We start from the raw sequence: 23,750 nt of genomic DNA on the forward strand, positions 1-23,750 counted from the left end.
AGTCAAGTCGCCGGGAGAGGCAGCATCCCATGCGTATGAAGGAGATGGTCCAGCGGACTGGAGTGCACGAACGACTCCTGCGCTACTACGAACAGCAGGGGCTGCTCGCCCCGACCCGACTTCCCAGCGGATACCGGGAGTACAGCGACGCAGACGTGGAGACAGTGCGCCGTATCCGCAGCCTCCTGACGGCCGGCCTCTCCACCACCGTGATCGCTCAAGTCCTGCCCTGTGTTGCCGACGACATCGACCACCTGGTCCCCATGTGTCCGGACCTGGTCCGCCAGCTCCAAGGCGAACGGCAGCGGATTACACAGGAGATCGAGGCCCTTCAGGCATCACGGGCCATGCTGGACACGGTACTCAACGCAGCTCCGTCAGCCCTCGCCAGCGAACAGCCAACCGGGGGTGTAACACCCTCCCCGGCAGCCGCTTGATCCGCTCGGAATAGCCAGCCGACCCAGGGGGCGTGAACCACTCGTACGCCTTTTACAGGCACAGGTGTCCCCGATCATCACAGAGCGTAGCAACTCCGTGATCACCAGGACCTGTGCCTGCATTGCTACCGGGGTCTGCAACCGCGCCTATCTGCGCGGCCTCTTAGTCCTCCAGCCCCCGACCCGCCGCCCTGATGCGCGCGCACGTGCTCCGCTGCAAAGCCGGCGCCGGTGAAGGAACGGCAGATGGTGCCGCGGCCGATCTTCTGGACGTCCCTGATGCGCATGCCCCGGTCAGTGCTCCGGCGTCTGCTGGAGCTTGGCGAGGGTCAGCACGTTGCCGCCGATTCCCCAGCCGCCGTCGGTGACCTCCTCGACCAGGACGAGGGTGGCGGCGCGGGCGCGTTCGCCGTAGAGGTCGACGTAGAGCTCGGTGGTGCGGGTGATGATCTGTTCCTTCTGCTCCTCGGTGAGGGTGTCGGCGGGGACCTTGAAGTTCGCGAACGGCATGAGGGTTCTCTCTCCTGTGTGGTGTGACGGGGTCAGACGATGCCGCCGTTGGCCCGGACGACCTGGCCGTTGATCCAGTGCCCGGCCGGGGACACCAGGAAGGCGACGGTTTCGGCGATGTCCGCCGGGGTGCCGAGCCGTTCCAGCGGCGGCTGCGCGGCGAGCCGGGCCACGGTCTCCTCGTCCTTGCCGTCGAGGAACAGGTCGGTGGCGGTGGGACCGGGCGCGACGGCGTTGACGGTCACGTCCCGGCCGCGCAGCTCGCGGGCCAGGATGAGCGTCACGGCCTCCACGGCGCCCTTGCTCGCGCTGTAGGCGCCGTAGCCGGGGAAGGCGAGGCCCACCACGGACGTGGAGAACATGACGATCGCTCCGCCCCGGCGCACCGTGCGGGCGGCCTGCTGGGCGACGACGAAGGTGCCGCGGATGTTGGTGCGGTGCAGCGCGTCCAGTTCCGTGAGGTCCAGGTCGGCGATGAGCGCCGTATGGGCCCGGCCTGCCGCGTGGACGACGACGTCGACACCGCCGTACTCCGTCGCGGCGGTGGCGAACAGCGCCGCCACCTCCTGCTCGTCGGCGACGTCGGCGCGTACGGCGACCGCCCGGCCGCCGGAAGCGGTGACCTCTTCGACGGCCGCCTCGGCAAGCTCCTGGCTGCCCGCGTAGCCGACCACGACGGCGAATCCGTCGGCGGCGAGCCGGCTCACGGTCCGGCGGCCGATGCCGCGGGAACCGCCGGTGACGACGGCGACACGCGGACGGTCGGGGTCGGGGAAGGGGGTGGGCGCGGACGTGGCATCGCGCGCCACTTGATTCGAGGTGGGCATGGGGACTCCGGTGCGAGGAACGTGGGAAGGGGGCGACGGACCGGAGCCGTTGTCCCGGCCGGCCGTGCACACCACAGTCGTCCACTGCCGGACAGCCGGCCAGGGCTCTGTCCACCCTGGGGTTGTCATCCCCTGGCTCCGCCTCGGCGGCGCGCGTGATGATGGGGAGGTGAACCTCCCTGAGCTCGCCGCGTTCCTGAGGTCCCGGCGCGACCGGGTGCGGCCCTCCGACGTCGGACTGCCCACCGGACCGCGCCGCCGGGTCCCCGGCCTGCGACGCGAGGAAGTCGCGCAGCTGGCCGGTCTGTCGGCGGACTACTACACCGAGCTCGAGCGCGGAGGCGGCGTCCAGCCCTCGGCGCAGGTGCTGGCCGCCCTCGCACGAGCGCTGCGCCTCGGCGGCGACGAACGCGACCATTTGTTCCACCTCGCCGACCGGCCCGTTCCGTCGGCGGCCCATGGCCCGAACGCCCAGGCCCAGCCGGCCCTGCTGGGCCTGCTCGACCGGCTCACCACGACGCCCGCGCAGATCATCACCGACCTGCACGAGACCCTCGTCCAGAACGAGCTCGCCGTCGCGCTGCTCGGCCGTGCTCCGGAGCGGCGCGGGGCGGCGGGCAGCTTCGTCCACCGCTGGTTCACCGAGCCCGCCTCCCGCTTGCTCTATCCCGCCGAGGACCACCCGCAGCACTCCCGGGCCTTCGTCGCCGACCTCCGGGCCGTCGCGGCCCGGCGCGGCCGCGACACGGAAGTCGCCGCGATGGTGGCCGATCTACGGCGCCGCAGCGAGGAGTTCGCCGCCCTGTGGGACGCGCACGATGTCGCCCTGCGGCGGACCACCCGCAAACGCGTCGTCCACCCCACGCTGGGAGTCGTCGAACTCGACTGCCACAACCTGTTCAGCGAGGACGGACGCCAGCGCCTGCTGTGGTTCGACGCCCCACCCGGCACCGAGGGCGCCGCCCAACTGGAACTGCTCTCCGTCATCGGCACCCAGGACATGTCCTCGGGCGAGAGCACGTTCCGGTAGGGGCGAGACACCTGCTGCGCGCGGGCGGCGACCGCAGGTCAGCCGGCCCCGGCGCAGGGCGCCCCGGGGCCGGCTGACCGCGTGGCTCACGCGGTGTGGATCTCCAGGGCGGCACGCACGGCGGATTCCACGGCTCCCTCGATCCAGGCCGGCTTCACGGACGTGTGGTCCCCGGCGAAGTGCAGCGGCCCTTCGGGGACGGGGATGGCGGGCAGCAACTCCGTGTGCTGCCCGGGCAGGAGCACGGACGCCTCCCCGTACGCGTAGGGGTCGCGCAGCCAGCTCTGTGTGCGCCCCGCGCCGGTGTAGAAGACCTCGATACGCCGGCCGTAGACCTGCTGGAGGCCGCACAGAGCGTTCGGGTACCGCGCCTCGTCGTCCAGGGAGTCCCAGCGCAGCGCGTCGTCCGCCCAGCTGTAGGAGGCCAGGACCACACCCCCCGCGCTGCCCGGAACCGGGTGGGAGGGGTGGAACATGAACCGGTTGGCGTTGTCCGACACCGAGCCGCCCCCCACGACGTCGACCGCCTCCGGCTGGTCGCGCGTGCTCGCGCGGTGGGCTGCGTAGTGGGTGCGCTGACCCGCTGTGATGTGCCCGCCGGGCACGGAGGGATGGGCGCCGAGCAGGCGGCCGTCCGCGGCGGCGCGGCCGGTGCGGTAGGCGTCGTACAGGCCCGGGTCGACGGCGTTCAGCTCGCGCTTCCAGTCGGACTCGTCGAACTCCCACCAGCGGCGGCTGAACTCCAGCAGCACCTTGGTCGCGCTGTCGTAGTGCAGCTCGCAGACCGCGCGGCGCTTGCCGTACGACATGGGCGGGTCGATCTGCACGTGGCGCAGTCCGGAGAACGGCACCGTGACCACGGCGACGTCCGCGGTGAACTGCTCGCGTACGACGGGACCGTCGCGGCCCTCGGACACGGTGTCCACCCACACCTGCGGGCCTTTGCCCCGGACGTGCTCGGCGTCGCGCGAAGGGCGGTCCGGGTGGTGGTACTCGATGCGTGTGACCCGGCGGTCGAACCGCACGTCCTTGCGCACGCGTTCCAGAAGGGCGTCCGGCAGTACGGCCGTGCCGCCCTCCAGCTCGTAGAAAGGCGTCTCGGGGCTGATGAGGGAGGAGCCGATGAAACTGTGGACGAAGGACAGGGGGAGACGGGAGGTGAGGTTCTCCAGGGTGCCGATCAGGTCGATGGTCCGCTCGTCCAGGCCGGCGTGCTCGGTGAGGAAACGGAACATCGACCAGTCACCGAACCGCTGCACCACGCGGGCCCAGCCCCGCAGCCGCTCCGGGAGCGGCTTGTCGACCCGCTTGCCGTCGCGGTCGACGTGACTGAACTCGTCGCGCACCGGGTCCAGCGCGGAGCGCAGGATGGCGGCGGCCGGAGTGTCCCAGTGCGCCCGGGGCACGTCGAAGGAGCGGTTCACGCGCCGGGGCGCGCGGGCGTAGTCGGCGCGCCGCACGCGGATACCGTTCACGTAGATCCAGGTGCGGGCGGCGGGACGTCCCTCGGTGTCGACGTCGACGTAGTGGAAACGCCGCTTCTTCAGGCCGAACTGGTCGATCAGCTCCATCACCAGGGGATGGCTGCCGGGGAGACGCATGGCGCCCGCTTCGGCGTACTGGTGGGGATCGGCGAAGGGCTGCCCGGCGTGTTCGTGGCCGCCGGTGCGGAAGGTCTTGATGCGTCCGCCCGCGCGATTGCCGTTGGCCTCCAGCACCGTCACCCGGTGCCCTGCCTTCTTCAGCAGCCAGGCAGTCACAAGACCGGCCGGACCGGCGCCGACGACCAGGACGTCCTTGGGGCGCGTCCGTCGACGAACAGGCAGTCCTTCTTGAAGAACGCGCTGGTAGCGCGGAACGAGGGGGCGATCGTCGGAGTCCAGTACGAGAAGTGCGCGAGCGACGGCGAGGCACCGGTCGAAGTCGGTGCCACGCCTCTCGCCCGGGGCGGCCGGTGCGGGCAGGGCGGGCAGGGCGGCGGCGACACCGCCGGTCAGGGCCGTCGCCACCGTGGCCGTACCGGCCACCGCTGCGAAGCCCCTCCGGGAGAGACCGCCGTCTGAGCGCACCACCGCGTGATCTTCAGTCATGGCGGCCTTTGTACTGGCGGCCGTGACCGGATGCCCGATCTTCGCTCCGGCGTTGACTCGAAGGAGCGAAGACGGCGACGAACCCTGACGTCACAGCAGGTCCGTCGAAGGGGACGGCCCGGGAGACCCGAAGGGATGAATGCCGGGGGAACTCCGTCTGCCGTCCGGACCGATCGCCCACACTGCCACATGCGTAGTCGGGGCGACGGAGGGGGAAGGGTGGCGCAGCGGCGCACGCGGTTCGGTGACAGAGTCCGTTACTGGTTCGACAGCACGCTGGCCCGCGGTGCCTCCGCTCTCGTCGGCTGGATGGCGCTGTCGTGTCTGGCCGTCGTCGTCCCGGCCAGTGCGGTGGTGGTGTGGACCGACCCCGCCGCGCCGGCGCCCCTGGCGGACCGGCTGGTGGAGGTGTGGCACCTCACCGGGGAGACACTCCGGCTGGGCGGTGCGACGGGAACGCCCCTGCGCGTGACGATGTCGGTGCTGCTCGCACTGGTCGCTCTGCTGTACGTCTCGACGCTCGTCGGCCTGATCACGACGGTACTCACGGAGCGGCTCACCGACTTGCGGCGGGGCCGTTCCACCGTGCTCGAACAGGGGCACGCCGTGGTCCTGGGGTGGTCGGAGCAGATCTTCACGGTGGTGAGCGAGCTGGTGGCCGCCAACGCCAACCAGCGGCGGGCGGCGGTGGCCGTGCTGGCCGACCGGGACAAGACCACCATGGAGGACGCCCTGAGCACGAAGGTGGGTCCCGTCGGCCGTACCCGGCTGATCTGCCGCAGCGGCCCCACCACCGACCCGGCCGTGCTCACGCTGACCAGCCCCGCCACGGCCGGTGTCGTGCTGGTCCTGCCCCACGACGAGCCCGACGCCGACGCCGAGGTGGTCAAGACGCTGCTGGCGCTCAGGGCGGCCCTGGCCGGGGAGGGAACCCGCCCGCCCGTCGTCGCCGCGGTCCGGGACGACCGCTACCGCCTGGCCGCCCGTCTCGCAGCCGGGCCGGGCGGCGTCGTCCTGGAGAGCGACACCGTCACCGCCCGGCTGATCGTCCAGGCCGCGCGCCGCCCCGGGCTCTCCCTCGTCCACCAGGAACTCCTCGACTTCGCCGGCGACGAGTTCTACCTGATCGAGGAGCCTGACCTGGCCGGCCGCCCGTTCGGTGACGCGCTGCTGTCCTACCCGACGTCGTGCGTCGTCGGGATCATGCGCGGAGAAACCCCCCTGCTCAACCCGCCCCCGCAGAAGCCCATCGCGGCGGACGACCGACTCATCGTCATCTCCCGTGACGACGACACGGCCTGGCCCGGCGACTGTGCCGACCTGGTCGAGAAGGCGGCGATGGCGTCCGGCCCTCCGACGCCCGCGCGACCGGAGCGGGTTCTCCTGCTGGGCTGGAACCGCCGGGCACCGCTCATGGTCGACCAGTTGCGCCGCCGCGCCCGGCCCGGGTCAGCCGTCGACGTGGTGGCGGACGGTGGTGAGGCGACAGTCCGGCAGGTGACCGAGGCCGACGCACACAGCGGCACCGACCTGACCCTGACACTGCACCACGGTGACGTCACCCGCCCCGAGACCCTGGAACACCTGGACGTCCACTCCTACGACAGCGTGATCGTGCTCGGCCAGGACCCCGCCCCCGGACAGCCGCCGGACGACCCCGACAACCGCACGCTCGTCACCCTCCTGCTGCTGCGCCAACTGGAGGAATCCACCGGGCGCGAACTGCCGGTGGTCACCGAACTGATCGACGACCGCAACCGCGCGCTGGCCCCCGTCGGCCCCGGAGCCGACGTGATCATCAGTGGCAAGCTCATCGGCCTGCTCATGGCACAGATCTCCCAGAACCGGCACTTGGCAGCGGTGTTCGAGGAACTGTTCTCCGCCGACGGCACCGGGGTCCGCCTGCGGCCGGCCACCGACTACGTGCTGCCAGGACATGAGACGACCTTCGCCACCGTCGTGGCCGCGGCACGGCAGCGCGGCGAATGCGCCATCGGCTACCGAAGCCACGACGACGCGTCGACGAGCCCCGGCTACGGCGTACGGATCAACCCGCCCAAAGCCGAGCGGCGCCGCTGGACGGTCGAGGACGAGGTGGTCGTCGTCGGCAAGGACTGACGGAAGGCCTCACCGCCGGCCAGGCTGCCGCTTCCTCCCGCCGGCCACTCTCGAGCGGCCGCGGGCAGGAGGTCGACGAGCTCGCCGATGATCCTTTCCGGTACGTGCGAGCGGGCCGCCGCGCAGCTCACCCCGGTCCGGGAGGCACCGGCAGACCGGAGGTGAGGCCTCGCGAGGGCGTGGCTCGCAGTCCGGTGCGCAACTCGAGCGGGGTCACTCCGTGCCACCGGCGCACTGCCCGCCGGAGCGCACTCACGTCGGCGAAGCCCGCCTGGCGCGAGATGTCACGGAGCGTCAACTCCGGTCGCCGCAGCAAGTGTTCGACCCGCTCACGGCGTACGCCGTCGACGATCGCCTCGTACGTGGTGCCGCACTCGGCCAGGCGACGGCGCAGGGTGCGTTCGCTGGACGCGTGCCTGCGGGCCTGCTCGGGGAACGAGGGGACGGCCGGAAGGCTCTGCGCGATGGAGATCTCCAGCACCTCGAGCAGGTCCTGCTGGTCGCGCCGTGATGCCGTCTCCTTCTCCAGCACGTCGAGTACCGAGGCGTAGGTGATGGGGTCCCGTCCCGGCATGGCCGCCCGGGCCCACCGGGCGGGGATCACCATCCGGTTGCCGGCGGCGTCGAAGCGCAGGGGGCAGCGGAACAGTTCGGCGAACGGGCGCGCGTCGCGCGGGGCGGGGAAGGCGAACTCGACCGCCTGCGGTGCGAAGTCGGCGCCGATGCTCAGACGGGAGAGGGTGACGACGCTGGAGTACGCCTCCTCGATCAGGAAGACGGCGACCGTCGGATCCAGCGCGGGGTCCGGCAGATCGGCGCGCAACACATAGCCGGCGTCCTCCCAGCGGGCCGACCACACCGTCATCGCCCCGGAGAGGTTCTGATAGCGCACGCCCGTCTCGATGGCGTCCTGCTGGGTGTCGGCGGCCATCATGGCGAAGCCGAGCAGCCCCCACGCGGTCAGGTGCTGCGCCGCGCCCACGCGCAGCCCCAGGTGGTCGTCCCCGGTCAGCTCCACCGCCTGCCGGATGACGTCACTGCCCTGCCGGTAGGAGACCCGCAGCGCGGCGGAGCCCATGACCGTCGGGTCCAGCCCGACCCGGGCCAGCAGCGGCCGCAGGTCGACGCCGTGCTCGTCGGCGACCCGGGCGAGGTAGCGGAGGATGTTCGGCGCGATGGTGGCCGAGGTGCTGCGGCTCGTTCCCGCGGAAGTGACCGGGGCGGGGGCATCGGGCATCGCGTTCCCTCTCACCAGGGCGTTTCTCGCCTCACTGTAGGCAGCCGGGCCTCGCCTGTCGCGGGCGTGGCCGCCGAAGCCCCCCTTTCGGCCTCCGGCGCGCTGCACACGGCTGTTTCCCCCTCCCTACCTTGTGCGGAACCCCGCCCGCCTCGCCGGCCGCGACCCAGGGGGAGACGGCGCGAGAGCGCAAGAGACGAAGGCTCACCATGACCGCACCTCTTCAGACCCCGGCTCCGCGAAGATCCGCGCCCCGCAGCCCGCTCGCCGCGGCCCGGCGGGGCGTGGCGACGGTGTTCGCCGCCCAGGGGGCAGCGGTGGCCGCGGTGTCCACCACGGTGCCCGCCGTCAAGGAGCGCCTCTCCCTCTCTCCGCTGACGATGACCGTGCTCGTCGTGGCCGTCGCGCTGAGCGCGGGCGTCGGGAGCTTCGCCGGACTGGCCGTCATCCGGCGGCTCGGGCCGGTCGCCACCATGCGGGCCGCCGTCATGGCGACCGCCGCGGCTCTGCTGCTCATCGGCTGGGCTCCCGACCAGGCCGTGGTCGCGGTGTCCTACGGGTTGTTCGGCATGGCGCTGGGGTGCATCGACGTGTCGGCGAACACCCGGGCCGCAGCCGTCGAGCGCCACTACGGGCGGAGCATCTTCGCCTCCTTCTACGCCGCCTGGAGCGCGGCCGGCGTCGCGGCCGCCCTGCTGGCCGCGGGTACGGCTCACCTCGGCCGGCCCGCCGAGCACACCCTGACCGCACAGGCCGGCCTCGTGCTGGCCCTCGCCCTGACGCTCCGCTCGCACACGCTCCCCACCGACCCACCACGTGCCGTGTCCGGCCAGGGGGAGTCGGCCGTGCTCGGCCGCGGCCTGTGGGTCAGGCTCGCACCGTTCGGCCTTGTCCTCCTGGTCGCCTACGTCATCGACTCCACGGTCTCCTCGTGGTCGACGCTCTATCTCCATCAGACCCTGGACGCCGCCCTGTCCGTCGCGCCCCTGGCCTACGCGGCCTACCAGGTGGGCACCGTCACCGGGCGGGCCTGCGCCGACCACCTCGCACGCAGGATCGGCCCGGCGGCCGTGATCCGTGCCGCCACCCTGCTCACCGCCACCGCCCTGACCGGCCTGGCAGCCGCCCCCGCCTGGCCGTACGCGGTCCTGTCCGCCGCGTGCACCGGGCTCGGAGTCTCCGCACTCGTCCCCCTGTGCGTCGCCTCCGCCGGACGCCTGCGACCGGACGCGACCGAAGCGGTCCTGGCCCGCATGAACGTCTTCAACTACACGGGTGTGCTCGCGGGCGGGGCCGCCAGCGGAATCCTCGGGTCCACCGGCCACTTCCGACTCGCCTACGCGATACCCGCCGCACTCGTCCTCGCCGTCCTGGCGACCGCACGATCTTTCGAGCGCCTGGCCGCCCAAGCCCCCTCGTTGACCGCGCGGACCATTTCCCGCTGAGTGCGGGATGAATAAATTCCCCTCAGCCCTTCGGAAATGGGGCCGCGAACCGCTGAAAAAAGGAGCCTGGTTCATGGAAAATGTTCAGTACGACACCTGTGTGATCGGGGCGGGGCCTGCCGGGCTGGCCGTCGCCAGAGCCCTGACGGAGCGGAATCTGCCGTACACGCATGTCGAGCGGCACACCGGGCCCGGCGGCATCTGGGACATCGAAAACCCCGGCAGCCCGATGTACGAGTCGGCCCATTTCATTTCCAGCAGGACTCTCTCGGGTTTCGGAGGATTTCCCATGCCCGACGAGTTCGCTGACTATCCCCCGCACCGGCAGATCCTCTCGTACCTGAAATCCTTCGCGGACGCCTACGGCCTGACGGAGCGCATCCAGTTCGGCGTCGAGGTCGAAAGCGTCGAGAAGAACGCGGACGGCACCTGGGTGGTCACCCGGACCGACGGACAGCGAACCGTGCACAGCCATGTCGTGGTGTGCACGGGGTCCCAGTGGCACCCCAACATCCCGGAACTGCCCGGGAACTTCACCGGGGAGGTCCGCCACACGGTCGGCTACCGCAGCGCGGAGGAACTGCGCGGCAAGCGGGTCCTGGTGGTGGGAGCCGGAAACTCCGGCTGCGACATCGCCTGCGACGCGGCCCGCAGCGCGGACCACGCGGTGATCAGCATGCGCCGCGGCTACTGGTTCATCCCCAAGCACCTCTTCGGCCGGCCGGTGGACACCATCGCGAGCGGCGGACCGCACCTGCCGATGTGGCTGGCGCAGCGGGTCTTCGGCACCCTCCTGCGGATCATCAACGGCGACCCGACGCGCCTGGGCCTGCAGAAGCCGGACCACAGGCTGTTCGAGACCCACCCCGCGATCAACTCGATGCTGATCCACCACCTCCAGCACGGCGACATCACCGCCAAACCGGGGATCGCCCGCACCGAGGGCAGGACGGTCCACTTCACGGACGGCACCCACGACGACTTCGACCTGATCCTGCTGGCCACCGGTTACGTCCACAAGGTGCCGGTCGCGCAGAAGTACTTCGGCGACGAGCAGCACCCCGACCTGTACCTGTCGTCGTTCTCCCGCGAGCACCACGGCCTGTGCGGAGTCGGCTTCGTGGAGACGAACTCCGGCGCGTACCAACTGTTCGACACCCAGGCCCAGTTGATCGCCGGGTACATCCATGGCGCGGGGCACCGACTGCCGAACGCGGAGCGCTTCGCACGCCTGATCCGGACCGACCGCCCGGACCTGTCCGGTGGCATCAAGTTCGTCGACTCGCCCCGGCACACCGGCTACGTCGACAGCGCGGCCCTCGTGAAGCACCTCGCCAGGGTCGCGGCCGAGATGGGCTGGCGCACCGAGGGCCTGCCGCCGCGCGTGCGGTCCCTGCGGGACGCGGAGGCGGTGTCGTGAGCGGCTTCGACTTCCATGACAAGGTCATGCTGGTGACCGGTGGCGCCGGCGGGATCGGCAGCGCGATGTGCCGTCGCTTCGCCGCCGGGGGCGCCCACTGCGTGGTCGTCGACATCGACGTGGCCCGCGCCAAGAAGGTCGCGGCCGAGCTTCCCGGCGCCGGCCACACCGCCCTCGGCTGCGACCTGGTGGACCGGGCCCAGGTGGAGCACCTCTTCGACCAGGTCGCCGACGCTTACGGCCGCCTCGACGTGCTCGTCAACAACGTGGGAATGACCAGCGCCGAACGCTTCGACGTGCGCAGCGTCGAGAGCATCGAGAGGGAGATCACCCTCAATCTGACCTCCCCGCTGGTCGCCACCAGGATCGCGATCCCGCTGCTGCGGGCCTCCCTTGACGCCCGTGTGGTCACCACCGTCTCCCTCGGCGGGATCTTCCCGCTGGGCGAGACCCCGATCTACACGGCCTCGAAGTTCGGGCTGCGCGGGGCGATGCTCGCCCTCGGGCTCGACCTGAGGAGCAAAGGCATCCTGGCGGGCTCGGTGCTGCCCTCGGCGACCGACACCCGGATGCTGCGCCAGGAGGCCGTGGACGGCGGGAACTCCCTGCAGTTTCAGGACCCGCCACAGCAGGCCGACGACGTCGTGGCGGCCGTGGTGAACCTGCTCGACAAGCCCCGACTGGAGGCCTACCCCCGGAACGGCGAGTCCCGTCTGGTCCGGCTCGCGATGCTGGCGCCGAACCTGTTGCCGAAGGTGTTTCCGCTGTTCCGGCAGCGGGGCGAGCGCGGCATGGCCCGCTATCTCGAGGAACTGCGCCGCCGGGGAATGGCCCGGCAGACCGACGGACGCTGGGAACTGGTGGAGGAGAGATGACCGCAGTGGAGAGCCCCACCGGGCTGACCGCCGCCGAGAGCCACACCGGGCTGACCGCCGTGCGGCTGCCGGTCCGGGAGCGCGGCGCGGTGCTGCTGCGACTCGCGGGCCTGATGGAGCGCGACACCGGGATGCTGGCCGGCTGGACAGCGAGGACGCGGGCAAGCCGATCACGGCCCGCACCGTTCCCACCGGCGGACGGCGACGTCTCCGGGTGGTGATGTCCCACTGCGCCCGTCGACGTGGTGCCTGGTACTGGCCGTCCCACCGTCGCGGAGGCCACTGGCCGAAAGTGAAGCGTGACGTCGGGCGGCTCTTCCAGATCGGCCGCTTGGACCTCCATCCCAGCCAGACCGGCAGCGCGAAAGGAAAGACGCCATGACGAGCAGAGACCCTGGACACGAGATCGTCTACGACAGCTTCGAGGGGCCGACCCTGGACATGAGCCGTTGGTTCCACCTGACGTTCCCCCTCCCGGACGGCGCGACGTTCGTCGCCAATGAGCCGGATGCCAAGGTCACGACCGGCGACGGCGGCGTGCGGATCGCCATCGACCAGTTCACCCGGAGCCACCCGGTCCAGATGGCCGACAACTGCAAGTTCCTCGTGCGTCCACCGAGGACTTCACCCTGCCCAGGCCGACAGCATCAGCTTCTCCGCCTCGATCGCAGCCGAGGCGCTCAACGCGACGCCGTACAACCACCGCGACGGCTTCGCGGCCTTCGTCCTCTTCGCGATCACCGAACGCCTGCCGTACCCCGGGGTGGCCTCCCCCTTCACTCGCGTGGTGAGCGACCCGCTGTACGGCCCTTCCGCGACACCCGGACAGCTGCACCACGGAGAGATCACCATCGACACCGCCGCCAAACGGATCACCTGACGGCTGGATGGTAAGACCGTTCACGACGAGCTGGTCGCCGAGCTCCCCGCGTCAGTCAAGATCGGCATGGGCGTCTTCACCGTGCACCCGCTCAATGAGGGAACCAGCACGTCCCTGCGCGGACAGGGACTCACCGCCGACTGGCGCGACCTCCGCGTCCGCGGCTGACCCCGAGTGCCGGCGTACCGATCTTGAGGCTTGTCGATCGAACGGGAGCCCCGAACTCAGTCCTTTTGCCTGCGGCGTAGGTCGCTGACGGTTGTGCCGAACTCGCGTTTCAGAGCCCTGCCAAGGTGTTTGGGATCGTGCACTCCCCATTGTGCTGCAATCGCGGCCGTGGAGATCTCCGAAGAGGCGGGGTCGAGGAGGTCTCGGTGGATCCGTAGCAGGCGTTCATGGCGGACCCAGGCGGCGAAGGTCAGGTCGCTGTCTTTGAAGAGCGCGTGGAGGTGGCGGACGGAGATGTGGTGCCGGCGTGCGACGTGTTCCGCGCTGAGGTGGGGGTTGTCCAGGTGGGCCAGTGCATAGGCGCGGATACGGTCGGCGAGATCGCTGGCGACGGAGGCCTGTTCGGGGGTGGTGTCGGCGAATGCGGCGAGGAGGAGTGCGGTGAGCGCGTCACCCAGATGCGTACTTGCCGCCGCGCAATGATGGACGAGGCCGTCGTTGGCAGTGGACAGGGCGTGGCCGAGGAGTCGGCCGATCCCCTCCCGAGCGCAGATGGGGAGTGCTGTGCGCCGGCTTATGGAGTTCGCGTGTCTGCCGAGACTTGCCCGGGGGATGCAGAGCACGGTCATGTCGGTGGGGTCAGCACCGATGAGCCGGTAGGGCCGGGTGTTGTCACAGGCGAACAGTTCACCGGGTTTGACGGTCGTGGTCCGGTCATCCTGGGTCGCCGTGACCGGACCGTGGTGGTGGAGATTGAAATGCATCCACTCCATGTCGGTGGAGGTGATGCTGTTGTTGTCCCGTGTCACCGTTGCGGCGGTGGCCTGGATACGAGCGATGACCACGGGTCCGACAGCTGTGTGGTTGACCAGGGCTTCGAATTCCTGGGGGCCGGGATCACTCACCCTCAGCGGGGCGAACAAGGCCGAGGCAACTGTCTCGAACGACTCGGTTCCTCTTAACCGGGAACCTGCACGGTCTGTCATGCGATGTACCCCCGACCTTCGCTTGAACGAGCACCTTGCTTTCGTGTGGTGCATTGTGCACGAACTGGGGAGTCACGGTGCGCCCTTTGGTGCCCCCGTAGCCGCAGCTTGGGCCTACGGTGATCAACGAGCGCGGGTCACGGCAGGCCGCGCCGCGGATACGCCGCGCCGCTCGATCCGCCGTCCTGCGGGTCTCCACCCGTCGGCGGTGGAATTGCCGGACTCTCGAAGGGGAATCGATGGCTGAGTTCATCGCGATCGGGATGAGCACCCGCATTGTCGGCCGATTGGCCATAGGGCTGTCGGCCACGGCCGGGCTGATGCTCGGCACGCCGGGGACCAGCTCGGCAATCGACACGGGCATCCTCACCATAAGTGGGCCCGCCAATGTGGCCAACACAGGACGATGCTGGGATCTGGGGTCCAATCAGCCGGGCGCGGAGGTCGTGCTGGCCTACCCGTGCCATTACGAGGACACCTACTCCAGTCAGAAGTGGTACCGCACGCTCGACTCCAACCAGGTGTACAACATCCAGAATGCCAACAACCTGTGTATGGACCTGCGCAGCAACGCGGTGGGTGCACACGTGATCATGGCGCCATGCCACTACGAGGACAGCTACCTCAGCCAGAAGTGGTACCCGGTCGACAATCAGCCGCTCACTTCCGCAACTCCAACAACCTGTGCATGGACAGCTCCAACGTCACCGGCGGCCCGATCACCATGGAGCGCTGCAACTACAACACCAGCTACCAGGACCAGCGGTGGTGGATGACCGGCGCCTGGTAGATCACCGTGCGAGCACGATTTCCTGAGCGGCGGCACCGACTGGAACGCTGCGGCTCTCTTTGGAGGGAATGGTTTGATGACGTGGCGAAACAGGGCAAAGTGCGGTGCGGTCGTGGCCGTTGCAGTGGGACTCTGCACGCTCACGACCACGACGGGAGTGGCCACCGCCGCGAACGGATCGGCCAGGACCGACTTCGCCGCACAGGCGAAGGGACTCGGGCTGACCAGCGCGCAGGCGCATGAACTGCAGCGACGCGTGGACTCCTACCTGTCGGAGACAGGTGGCACCCAGGTGTCCGTGAACAAGATCCGTCTCGGCGACCGCGGGGAGATCCTGCTGGCTCTGCCGGGCGAGAGCACTGTCCGGACGGCGAACGCGCCCAGGAAGCCCGCCTCCGAGCTCTGCCCCGGCAACACCATGTGCGCGTGGAAGGGCACCTGGTACACGGGCGACAAGATCAAAATGTGGGCCTGCTACAACTACCGCATTCCGTGGCTGGAGAACGGTTCCTGGATCAATAACCAGTCCACGGGTACGGTCGCGAATTTCCTGGACGACTACGGCGTCTCGAAGTGGCACGACGACGGCGCCTTCTCACAGGACCCGGACGCCCCCTGGTATTGGGTGCACTGGGTCAAGAACTGCTGACAGAACCCGGGCGGAACGCATCCCATCTACGAAAGGCAGCAGCCACCATGAAGACTCGAGCACGTCTCGTGGCAACCCTGTGCGCCGCCGCTTCCGCGGCCACGATCGTTCTCGCGACTCCGGCAGTCGCCCAGCCGAACCAGGCCAGCGGGTGCAGCACCTACCGAAGCACCGACGGCAAGTACGTCGGGGTCGGTTGCAGCGCCGGACGCTACTACGTCGTCGGCACGGCCTGCAGCGCGGGCGGCTGCACCACGATCGGCGGCCCCATCGTCAACGCCCCGAACATTTCGTGGGCATGGGCAGGCAGCGGATACTTCGGCGGCGACATCAGCGCCGTCTTCGTGTAAGAAGCCGTATTTCTACCGATCGTGTGGACGGTTCTGATCGAACACGGTCCTTGGCCGGGTGATCTCGGCCAGGTGGATGCATGAGTACAGGGCCCCTTGGCGGCTCGGGTCTGCGACCAGGACCGTCACGGCCTGGAGAACAGGCCGGGCCCCGGAGGTGAGGGGCCGTCGGCGCGGACGCCGCCCGTGACCCGCAGGAACTCCAGCTTCTCCGCATCGACGGAACCCGCGGCCATCGTGTAGACGACGAGGCGGATGTCGCAGCCCGGGACGGTGAGCACGTCGCAGTCGCACGTCACCTCGCCGACCTGGGGATGCACGATGGTCTTGCGGGCCGAGACGTGCGGACCGACCGCACCCTCGTCCCACAGCCGGGTGAACTCCGCACTGGTGGACCGCAGTTCCGCGACCAGGCCGGTCAGGCCGCGGTCACGGGGGTAGTCGACGAGAGCCGTGCGCAGATCGGCGACGAGGGCGGGCTTCAGGGCGTCACCCTCCTGGAGCACGGGCCAGGCCGCGAGCCCTGAGGGGCCTGAGGCGAAGACCGCCCGCACCAGGTTCCGCTCGACGTGTGTCCGTGCGCTGGGATCACCCAGCAGCACGGCCCATCCCGGAGTCCAGGACAGCAAGGTCCAGTCGGCGCTGAAGACGCCCGCCGGGAATTCCCCGAGGCGAGCCAGCATCCGTTGGACCCCGGCCGGGACATGCGTGGAGATCGTCCCCTCCTGGGGAGGCAGGAGGCCGGCCAGCCGGTAGGCGTAATCGCGTTCCATGGGCTGCAGCTGCAGTGCCCTGGCCAGGCTCGCGACGACCTGCGCCGAAGGGCTCGTGGCACGCCCCTGCTCCAGCCGCACCACGTAGTCGACCGAGAGCCCCGCGAACTCGGCCAGTTCCTCGCGCCGCAACCCCACCGCACGTCGTCCGGGCCGCGAGGTCCGCCCGACGTCGAGGGGAGAAAGCCGGTCGCGCCAGCGGCGCAATGCCGTGCCAAGGGTCTCGTCCACCCGACCATTGTGTCCGCCGGACAGGCGTTGTGCCTGGTACTGGCAGTCCTACCGTCGCAGGGGGCACTGGTTGTCCTCTCGTCACGGGCCGAGAGTGAACGCATGACAACAACATTCATCACCGGAGCCAACAAGTCCCTCGGGTACGAGACCGCCCGCCGCTTGATCGAGGCCGGCCACACCGTCGTCGTCGGCGCCCGTGATCCTCAGCGTGGCCAGGTGGCCGCCGACGCACTCGGGGCCCGTTTCGTCCAGATCGATGTGACCGATGACGCGTCGGTGTCCGCGGCCGCTGCCGATGTCGCCGCTCGCGAGGGCGGCATCGACGTCCTGATCAACAACGCCGGTGTCTTCGGGACGCACAGCCCCGCCGACCGGATCACGGCCGCTGACGCCGGCGAGGTGTTCGAGGTCAACGTCGTCGGGATCGTCCGGGTGACGCACGCGTTCCTCCCGCTGCTGCGCAAGTCCGCGAACCCGGTCATCGTCAACGTGTCCAGCGGCATGGGGTCCTTCGCGGCCACCCACGACACCGGGCGCGTCGAGGGCCGGGCCGTCGCGCCGCTCTACACGGCGTCGAAGGCCGCCGTGACCATGCTGACCACGCAGTACGCGAAGTCCTGGCCGGACGTGAAGGTGAACGCGGCCGACCCGGGCTACACCGCGACCGACTTCAACGGGCACAGCGGCCCGCAGACAGTGACCGAGGGCACCGACGCGATCGTCGAGCTCGCCACCATCGGGGCGGACGGACCGACCGGCACCTTCCGTGACCGTCACGGTGAGATGCCCTGGTGATCCACCTCTGATCCGCGGATCGTCGTCCTGCCCCGATCTCTGCGCGCCGCCCGTTCTGGTCCTCGCTTCCGGTTGTGTAGTCTGCTGGTCTATAACGACTGTCATAGGAGGCTGTCATGACGATCATCACCGTGAATGCCCCGAAGGGGCGCCTGGGTCTTGAGCAGCGCCGCGCGTTGGCCGAGACCCTGACCGACGCGGTACTGGTGCCCGAGGTCGGGCAGCACGCCCCGGCCGCCAGGGCCGGGTTCCAGGTGCACTTCGTCGAGCGTGAGCGGGACATGATGGCCATCGGCGGGCGACTGTTGGCCGACTCCACTCCTGACCCCGACGTCATGGTGATCGACATCGCGGTCATGGACGCCGCCTGGCAGCGGGACGTACGGGCCGAGGTGATCGAGCGGGTGCTGGCCGCGCTCGCGGTGGCCTGTGGGCTGGACGAGCCGTCGCCGGCCTGGTGGGTCAACTTCCGGGTGATCGACGAGGGGAGCTGGGGGTCGTCGGGAGGTGTGCTGTCCGTCCTGCCGCTCCTCGAGAGCGGGGTCTTCACCGAGGAGCGGGTCAAGGCCGTCCGCGCGGCGCTGGGGGCGTGAAGTCGGTCCTCGACCGCGGCGAGGCGCTTGGGGCGGCACACGTGATTGACCGTCTCGCGGATGCCCGTGGCGTTCAGGCCGCGCCGAATGTCATGGAGTTTCTCGTCGCACGCCGCGAGGGCGCCGTCCTGACGGCGAGAGCGTGGGGACATCGCACATGGAAATCCGGGTTGCCGCGATCCGGGGCATCGATCGCCTGATCGACGATCTCGGCGGGGACGCGGCAGGACTGCTGGCCCAATTCGGCGTTTCGCCGGGTGACCTGGATTCCGACCACGGACTGCTGCCGACGGTGACGGCCGGGCGCATCCTGCGCCGCGCCGCGAAGAACCTGGAGCGTCCGGATCTCGGCCTGCGCCTGGCGGCGTACCAGGACATGTCGATGCTCGGCCCGCTGGCTCTGGCGGTCGGGAACTGCGACACGGTCGGAGAGGGTCTGGACTGCGCCTCGCGCTTCCTGTTCGTGCACAATCAGGGAATTCGTCTGACCCGTACGGACGATCCCGAGCGCTATGCGGGGGTGGGCGCCGTCGAATACCGGATGGTGCATCCGGACATTCCGTACGAGCCGCAGACGATCGACGCGGGTCTGGGGCTGCTGCACCGCAATCTCATCACGATGAGCGGCGGGTACGACTTGCTCGGGGTCTACCTGCCGCATCCACCGCTGACCGATGAGTCCGTGTACGCCGAGTTCTTCGGCGCGCCGGTCCGGTTCAACGCCGGCCGCGCCTTGCTGCGGGTGCCGACGAAGCTCTTCGCCCAGCCGATGTCGACCCCGGTCAACCCCGAACTGCGGCGCATGGTCGTCGAGTACCTGGAGACGCACTACACCGATCCCCGTGACAGCCTCACGACCACGGTGCGGTCGGCGGTCGGGCGCGCTCTGGGCACGGTTCCCGCGCGGATCGACCTGGTCGCGGAGTGGCTGCACATGCATCCACGCACATTGCAGCGGCGGTTGGCGCAGGAGGGCACCTCGTTCCAGGCGATCCTCGACGACGTACGCAAGAACGCCGCACACCGGCTGTTGACGGGAACCGACATGCCGTTCTCGCAGGTCGCCTCGTTGGTGGAGCTGGCCGGGCAGGCGGCGCTCACCCGGGCGGCGCGCCGCTGGTTCGGCCGGACGCCGACGCAGGTCCGCCGTGACGCCCGATGTGGTCCTCCGTCTCCGGGTGTCGTGCGGAGTTAAATTCTTGTCGCCCAGAGTCAAGTGGCGTCTTCGGAGCGCTTCCATACTCGGGTGCCATGACCAGTTCCCCGCACTCCGCCTCGCCGCCCGCCCATGTCGATGTCCTGATCGTCGGCGCGGGTATCTCCGGTATCGACGCCGCGTACCGGGTTCAGTCGCAGTGCCCCGACCGGTCGTACGCCGTGCTGGAGGCCCGCGAGTCCCTCGGCGGGACGTGGGACCTGTTCCGTTACCCGGGCGTCCGCGCCGACTCCGACATCTACACGCTCAGCTTTCCGTTCCAGCCCTGGACGGGCGAGAACTCCATGGCCGACGGGGACGAGATCCTCGACTACCTGCGGCGCACCGTGGAACGGTTCGGCATCGACCGCCACATCCACTGCTCCACGAAGGTGGTCTCGGCCGACTGGTCGGGCGAGACCGCCCGTTGGACGGTGACCGTCGAACGGGGCGGCGGCGAGGGGAGTCCGCGGCGGTCCACCATGACCTGCTCGTTCCTCTACCTGTGCACCGGCTACTACGACTACGAACGCGGCCACGACCCGCAGTTCCCGGGCGTCGAGTCCTTCGCCGGCACCGTGGCGCATCCGCAGTTCTGGCCTGACGGGCTCGACCACACCGGCAAGCGTGTCGTCGTGATCGGCAGCGGTGCGACCGCGATCACGGTGGTCCCCGCGATGGCCCGGGACGCGGCGAAGGTGACCATGCTGCAGCGCACGCCGACATGGATCAGCGCGCTGCCGCGCCGGGACCGGTTCGCCGCCGGGGTCCGGCGACGGCTGCCCGCCCGACTGGCGCACCGGGTCATCAGGGCGCGCAACGCCGCCTACTCCAACGGCTTCTACCACTACTGCCGACGCTTCCCCGACCGGGCGCGGGCGCTGCTGACCACGGCCGCCGCGCGACGGATCGGCCAGGACGCGGTGCGTGAGCACTTCACCCCGTCGTACGCACCGTGGGACCAGCGGGTGTGCATCACGGCCGACGCGGACCTCTTCAAGGCGATCCAGCGCGACGAGGTCGAGGTGGTCACCGACCAGATCGACGGCTTCGTCGCCGAGGGGATCCGGTTGCGGTCGGGCCGGGTGCTGCCGGCCGACATCGTGGTGACGGCGACCGGGCTGCGCATGCTGGCGTTCGGCCATGTCGCGGTGAGCGTCGACGGCGAGCCGGTCGAGCCCGCGCGTCACCTGCTGTGGCGGGGCGCGATGCTCAGCGACGTGCCGAACTTCGCGCTCTGCTTCGGCTACGTCAACCTGTCCTGGACGATGCGGGCGGATCTCACCGCGCGGTTGGTGTGCCGCGTCCTCAACCACATGCGCCGCGCCGGCCTCGCGGCGGTCACCCCGCCCGCGGAGCCCGGCGTCCGCGAGCAGCCCATGATCGAGCTGGCGTCCGGCTACGTCCAGCGGGGCGTCCAGAGCTTTCCCCGGCAAGGTCACCGTGCCCCGTGGCGGATGCGCCAGACCTATCTGCTGGACGTGGCCGACATCGCGCGCGCGAGCCTGCGCCGCGAATTGCGCGGCGTGCCCCGTGCGGCGGTACGTCCGGCCGGCGACGACGTCCGGACGGGAGCCTGACCATGGCGGATCTGGACGGCGTGTGCGACGAGCGTTTCGCGGAGGTGGCCGCGCGGCTGTCCGAGAACCTCGACGCGGGCGAGGAACTCGGTGCCGGTGTCGCGGTCATGGTCGACGGGGAACCGGTGGTCGACCTGTGGGGCGGATGGGCAGACCAGGGCCGTACGGTGCCGTGGCGGCGCGGCACGATCACCAACGTCTGGTCGTGCACGAAGACGGTCACGTCCCTGGCCGCGCTGCTGCTGGTCGAGCGCCGACTGCTCGACGTCGATGCCCCGGTGGCCCGGTACTGGCCGGAGTTCGCCGCGCGCGGCAAGGAGGGCGTGCTCGTCAGGCACCTGCTCTCGCACACCTCCGGCGTCTCAGGGTGGGACCGGCCGGTGACCGTCGCGGACGTCTGCCACGTGCCGGCCTCGACGGCCCGGCTGGCCGCGCAGGCGCCGTGGTGGCCCCCGGGCACGGCCTCCGGCTACCACCTGCTCAACTACGGTCATCTGGTGGGCGAGTTGGTCCGGCGGATCGACGGGCGCACCCTGGGCCGGTTCGTCGCCGAGGAGATCGCGGGGCCGCTCGGCGCCGACTTCCACATCGGTCTGCCGGACTCCGAGTTCGGCAGGGTCGCCGATGTCGTACCGCCGCCGTTCCGGTCGAGCGACCTCGCCGGCGCCGATCCGAACAGTGTGGCGGTGAAGACGTTCACCGGCCCTCTGGGCGGCGCCGACGAGTCGTGGCGTCCCGAGTGGCGACGCGCCGAGATCGGTGCGGCGAACGGCCACGGCAACGCCCGGTCGCTCGCCAGGATCCACTCCGTCATCGCGTGCGGCGGCACCCTGGACGGCGTACGCCTGCTGTCGCCGTCGACCATCGACCTGATCTTCAGCCGGCAGTCCGACGGCCCCGACCTGGTGCTCGGAGCGCATCTGCGCTTCGGTATCGGGTTCGGGCTGCCGTCGCCGGCGGTGCCGTATCTCCCGCCGGGGCGGATCTGCTTCTGGACGGGCTGGGGCGGATCGGTGGTGGTGATCGACACCGAACGCCGGGCGGCGATCTCGTACGTCATGAACGGAATGGGCACCGGCGTGCTCGGCAGCGACCGCACGGCCCAGTACGTCAGGGCCGCTTTCGCGGCCCTGGATCGAACCCACCAGCCGCTGTGACCAGCGGCCCGCAACATCTGCCATGATTATAACGAGTGTTATAGCGAGAGAGGTGTGCTCATGTCCGAGCCCGTAGTCCTGGTGGCGACGATGGTCGCGAAGCCGGGCCAGGAAGAGCTGGTCGAGAAGACGTTCAAGGAGGCCCTACCCGCGGTGCACGCCGAACCCGGGTGCCTGCTGTACGCGCTGCACCGCAAGGCGGGCACCACCGGTGAGTTCGTCATGATCGAGAAGTGGGCCTCGCAGGACGCACTGAGCGCGCACATGAAGGGCGCCGCGATGCGGGAGATCGGCGTCGCCCTGGCGCAGGCACTGGCCGGCCCCCCGGACGCGCTCTTCCTCGATGCGATCCCCGTCGGCGCCCCGGAGTCCGGCGCCATCTGACCGCACGCGGGCACCGGGCCGGACGGACACACCGTCCGGCCCGCAATCTCCCACGCAAACCGAGGAGCTTTCCCCATGAAGAGCCTGATGTTCGTCGCGCCCGGGCAACTGCGCTTCGACGAGGTCGACACCCCCACCATCGTCGACGGCACGGACGCGCTCGTACGCCCGCTCGCGGCCACGACCTGCGATCTCGACCACCACGTCATCGGTGACAAGACGCCGTTCTCCGGATTCGGTCCGTTCCCGATCGGCCACGAGTGCGTGGGCACGGTGGTCGAGGTCGGCCCCGACTGCACGGATGTCGCGGTCGGAGACGTCGTCGGCGTCGCGTGGCACATAGCGTGCGGCAGCTGCGCACAGTGCGAACTCGGACACCCGGCCCGCTGTCTCCTCCATGGCGATGCCCAGTACGGACTTCCGGTGAACGGGGCCTGGGGCGGGACCTTCGACGAACTCATCCGCGTTCCCTACGCGGACTTCAACCTCGCCAAGCTGCCCGCCGGGGTCGACCCCGTGCACCTGGCGTCGATCGGCGACAACCTCGCCCTCGGCTGGGAGACGGTGATGCCGACCGTCGCCGGGATCCCCGACCCGAAGATCGCGGTGTTCGGCGGCACCGGTTCCATCGGCCTGTACTGCGTCGACGTCGCGGTCCACTGCGCGAACGCCCACACCGTGTACTACGACGACGACCCGGTCAGGATGAAGGTCGCCGAGCAGCTCGGCGCCGAGGTCCACGACATCAACGGCAAGCGGGAGAAGGACTTCCACCTCGCCGTGGACGCCAGCTGCAACCCCGAGCGCCTGCGCAAGGCACTGCTGTCGGTCATGCCCGAGGGCTACGTCAACAGCGTCGGCATCTACTTCGACGAGGTCCAGCTCCCGCTGCTCGCGCTGTACCAGCGCGGAGTCCACTTCCACAACGGCAAGGGGCACGCGCGGCCGAACATGACACCGACGCTGGAGGCGGTGGCCGCCGGAACGCTCCATCCCGAGCTGGTCACCAGCGGAGTGTACGGCTGGGACGAGATCCCCGACGTACTGACCTCGGACCGGGCCGGCCACAAGCCGATCTTCGTCCTGGAGAACTGAGGCACCGGACCATCGGTCCGTTGTGCCTGCACCGCTCGAACGACGGACCGATCCGCCGCACGCGCGACACGGACATCGTCGGTGGCCAGGTGAACTCGGTGAACCTGGGGTGAATGCCGTGTTCGCGGACCA

Annotated in this window: 23 protein-coding genes; 17 read left to right on the top strand and 6 right to left on the bottom strand. The window is 70.0% G+C overall.

All coding sequences use genetic code 11. The annotated features are described in order from the left end of the window. The first annotated feature begins 29 nt into the window (after positions 1–29). Positions 30–437 (top strand): MerR family transcriptional regulator, encoded by a 408-nt coding sequence (locus tag ACGFNV_RS03550; RefSeq protein ID WP_393619026.1) that lies wholly within the window; start codon positions 30–32, stop codon positions 435–437. A 294-nt stretch (positions 438–731) separates the two neighbouring features. On the opposite strand, the gene ACGFNV_RS03555 is transcribed toward ACGFNV_RS03550, so the two are convergent. Then, positions 732–947, bottom strand: a complete 216-nt coding sequence (locus ACGFNV_RS03555) for a tautomerase family protein (RefSeq protein WP_393619028.1) — start codon at positions 945–947, stop codon at positions 732–734. Between the two features lie 32 nt (positions 948–979). After that, positions 980–1,774: an SDR family oxidoreductase gene (locus ACGFNV_RS03560; protein WP_393619030.1), complete on the bottom strand. Its 795-nt coding sequence runs from the start codon at positions 1,772–1,774 to the stop codon at positions 980–982. A 169-nt stretch (positions 1,775–1,943) separates the two neighbouring features. On the opposite strand from ACGFNV_RS03560, the gene ACGFNV_RS03565 reads away from it, so the two are divergent. Then, positions 1,944–2,804, top strand: coding sequence for a helix-turn-helix transcriptional regulator (locus ACGFNV_RS03565; protein WP_393619032.1), 861 nt, complete (start codon positions 1,944–1,946; stop codon positions 2,802–2,804). Positions 2,805–2,890: 86 nt separating this feature from the next. Here the strand turns inward: ACGFNV_RS03565 and ACGFNV_RS03570 are convergent, their stop codons facing one another. After that, positions 2,891–4,894 (bottom strand): flavin monoamine oxidase family protein, encoded by a 2,004-nt coding sequence (locus tag ACGFNV_RS03570; protein WP_393619034.1) that lies wholly within the window; start codon positions 4,892–4,894, stop codon positions 2,891–2,893. A gap of 219 nt (positions 4,895–5,113) precedes the next feature. Between ACGFNV_RS03570 and ACGFNV_RS03575 the strand changes: the two genes are divergently transcribed. Beyond that, the gene (locus ACGFNV_RS03575) at positions 5,114–7,012 is read left to right on the top strand and encodes an NAD-binding lipoprotein (protein ID WP_393619036.1); all 1,899 of its coding nucleotides are present in this window, start codon (positions 5,114–5,116) and stop codon (positions 7,010–7,012) included. 127 nt (positions 7,013–7,139) lie between these two features. Here the strand turns inward: ACGFNV_RS03575 and ACGFNV_RS03580 are convergent, their stop codons facing one another. Then, positions 7,140–8,249, bottom strand: a complete 1,110-nt coding sequence (locus ACGFNV_RS03580; protein WP_393619038.1) for an AraC family transcriptional regulator — start codon at positions 8,247–8,249, stop codon at positions 7,140–7,142. Between the two features lie 209 nt (positions 8,250–8,458). Here ACGFNV_RS03580 and ACGFNV_RS03585 point away from each other — a divergent pair, with 209 nt between their 5' ends. The 4 genes from ACGFNV_RS03585 to ACGFNV_RS03600 all read left to right on the top strand — a co-directional run bounded on the left by ACGFNV_RS03585 (position 8,459) and on the right by ACGFNV_RS03600 (position 12,210). Further along, positions 8,459–9,694 carry an MFS transporter gene (locus tag ACGFNV_RS03585; protein ID WP_393619040.1) on the top strand — a complete coding sequence of 412 codons (1,236 nt, stop codon included), beginning with the start codon at positions 8,459–8,461 and terminating at the stop codon, positions 9,692–9,694. A gap of 73 nt (positions 9,695–9,767) precedes the next feature. Continuing rightward, positions 9,768–11,114 (top strand): flavin-containing monooxygenase, encoded by a 1,347-nt coding sequence (locus ACGFNV_RS03590; protein WP_393619042.1) that lies wholly within the window; start codon positions 9,768–9,770, stop codon positions 11,112–11,114. After that, positions 11,111–11,989 carry an SDR family NAD(P)-dependent oxidoreductase gene (locus tag ACGFNV_RS03595; protein ID WP_393619044.1) on the top strand — a complete coding sequence of 293 codons (879 nt, stop codon included), beginning with the start codon at positions 11,111–11,113 and terminating at the stop codon, positions 11,987–11,989. The genes ACGFNV_RS03590 and ACGFNV_RS03595 overlap by 4 nt, the downstream gene beginning before the upstream one ends. Then, complete coding sequence (locus tag ACGFNV_RS03600) at positions 11,986–12,210, top strand: hypothetical protein (protein WP_393619045.1); 225 nt, start codon at positions 11,986–11,988, stop codon at positions 12,208–12,210. Before ACGFNV_RS03595 ends, ACGFNV_RS03600 begins: the two co-directional genes overlap by 4 nt. A gap of 883 nt (positions 12,211–13,093) precedes the next feature. Here the strand turns inward: ACGFNV_RS03600 and ACGFNV_RS03605 are convergent. Next, positions 13,094–13,960, bottom strand: a complete 867-nt coding sequence (locus ACGFNV_RS03605; RefSeq protein WP_393619046.1) for a helix-turn-helix domain-containing protein — start codon at positions 13,958–13,960, stop codon at positions 13,094–13,096. Between the two features lie 302 nt (positions 13,961–14,262). On the opposite strand from ACGFNV_RS03605, the gene ACGFNV_RS03610 reads away from it, so the two are divergent. From ACGFNV_RS03610 to ACGFNV_RS03620, 3 genes are all read left to right on the top strand, one after another. Continuing rightward, positions 14,263–14,799 (top strand): RICIN domain-containing protein, encoded by a 537-nt coding sequence (locus tag ACGFNV_RS03610; RefSeq protein WP_393619048.1) that lies wholly within the window; start codon positions 14,263–14,265, stop codon positions 14,797–14,799. Positions 14,800–14,925: 126 nt separating this feature from the next. Beyond that, positions 14,926–15,462 carry a hypothetical protein gene (locus ACGFNV_RS03615; protein ID WP_393619050.1) on the top strand — a complete coding sequence of 179 codons (537 nt, stop codon included), beginning with the start codon at positions 14,926–14,928 and terminating at the stop codon, positions 15,460–15,462. 47 nt (positions 15,463–15,509) lie between these two features. Then, positions 15,510–15,812, top strand: coding sequence for a hypothetical protein (locus ACGFNV_RS03620; protein WP_393619051.1), 303 nt, complete (start codon positions 15,510–15,512; stop codon positions 15,810–15,812). A 125-nt stretch (positions 15,813–15,937) separates the two neighbouring features. Here ACGFNV_RS03620 and ACGFNV_RS03625 read toward each other — a convergent pair whose 3' ends face one another. Then, entirely contained in the window at positions 15,938–16,816 is an 879-nt protein-coding gene (locus ACGFNV_RS03625) for a helix-turn-helix domain-containing protein (RefSeq protein WP_393619052.1), read from the bottom strand. A 102-nt stretch (positions 16,817–16,918) separates the two neighbouring features. On the opposite strand from ACGFNV_RS03625, the gene ACGFNV_RS03630 reads away from it, so the two are divergent. From ACGFNV_RS03630 to ACGFNV_RS03660, 7 genes are all read left to right on the top strand, one after another. After that, a complete protein-coding gene (locus tag ACGFNV_RS03630; protein WP_393619054.1) occupies positions 16,919–17,614 on the top strand; it encodes an SDR family NAD(P)-dependent oxidoreductase in 696 nt (231 codons plus the stop codon). 116 nt (positions 17,615–17,730) lie between these two features. Further along, a complete protein-coding gene (locus ACGFNV_RS03635; protein ID WP_393619056.1) occupies positions 17,731–18,207 on the top strand; it encodes a 4-oxalocrotonate tautomerase family protein in 477 nt (158 codons plus the stop codon). A 157-nt stretch (positions 18,208–18,364) separates the two neighbouring features. Then, positions 18,365–19,402 carry an AraC family transcriptional regulator gene (locus ACGFNV_RS03640; protein WP_393619058.1) on the top strand — a complete coding sequence of 346 codons (1,038 nt, stop codon included), beginning with the start codon at positions 18,365–18,367 and terminating at the stop codon, positions 19,400–19,402. Positions 19,403–19,458: 56 nt separating this feature from the next. Beyond that, positions 19,459–20,982, top strand: coding sequence for a flavin-containing monooxygenase (locus ACGFNV_RS03645; protein ID WP_393619059.1), 1,524 nt, complete (start codon positions 19,459–19,461; stop codon positions 20,980–20,982). Positions 20,983–20,984: 2 nt separating this feature from the next. Further along, positions 20,985–22,139, top strand: a complete 1,155-nt coding sequence (locus tag ACGFNV_RS03650; protein ID WP_393619060.1) for a serine hydrolase domain-containing protein — start codon at positions 20,985–20,987, stop codon at positions 22,137–22,139. 60 nt (positions 22,140–22,199) lie between these two features. Continuing rightward, positions 22,200–22,523 (top strand): putative quinol monooxygenase, encoded by a 324-nt coding sequence (locus ACGFNV_RS03655; protein ID WP_393619061.1) that lies wholly within the window; start codon positions 22,200–22,202, stop codon positions 22,521–22,523. Between the two features lie 75 nt (positions 22,524–22,598). Next, on the top strand, positions 22,599–23,618 hold the full coding sequence (locus ACGFNV_RS03660) for a zinc-binding dehydrogenase (protein ID WP_393619062.1): 1,020 nt from the start codon (positions 22,599–22,601) through the stop codon (positions 23,616–23,618). The last annotated feature ends 132 nt before the right edge of the window (positions 23,619–23,750 follow it).

Origin of the sequence: Streptomyces sp. NPDC048751, from assembly GCF_043198595.1 — a bacterium.
Taxonomy (GTDB): domain Bacteria; phylum Actinomycetota; class Actinomycetes; order Streptomycetales; family Streptomycetaceae; genus Streptomyces.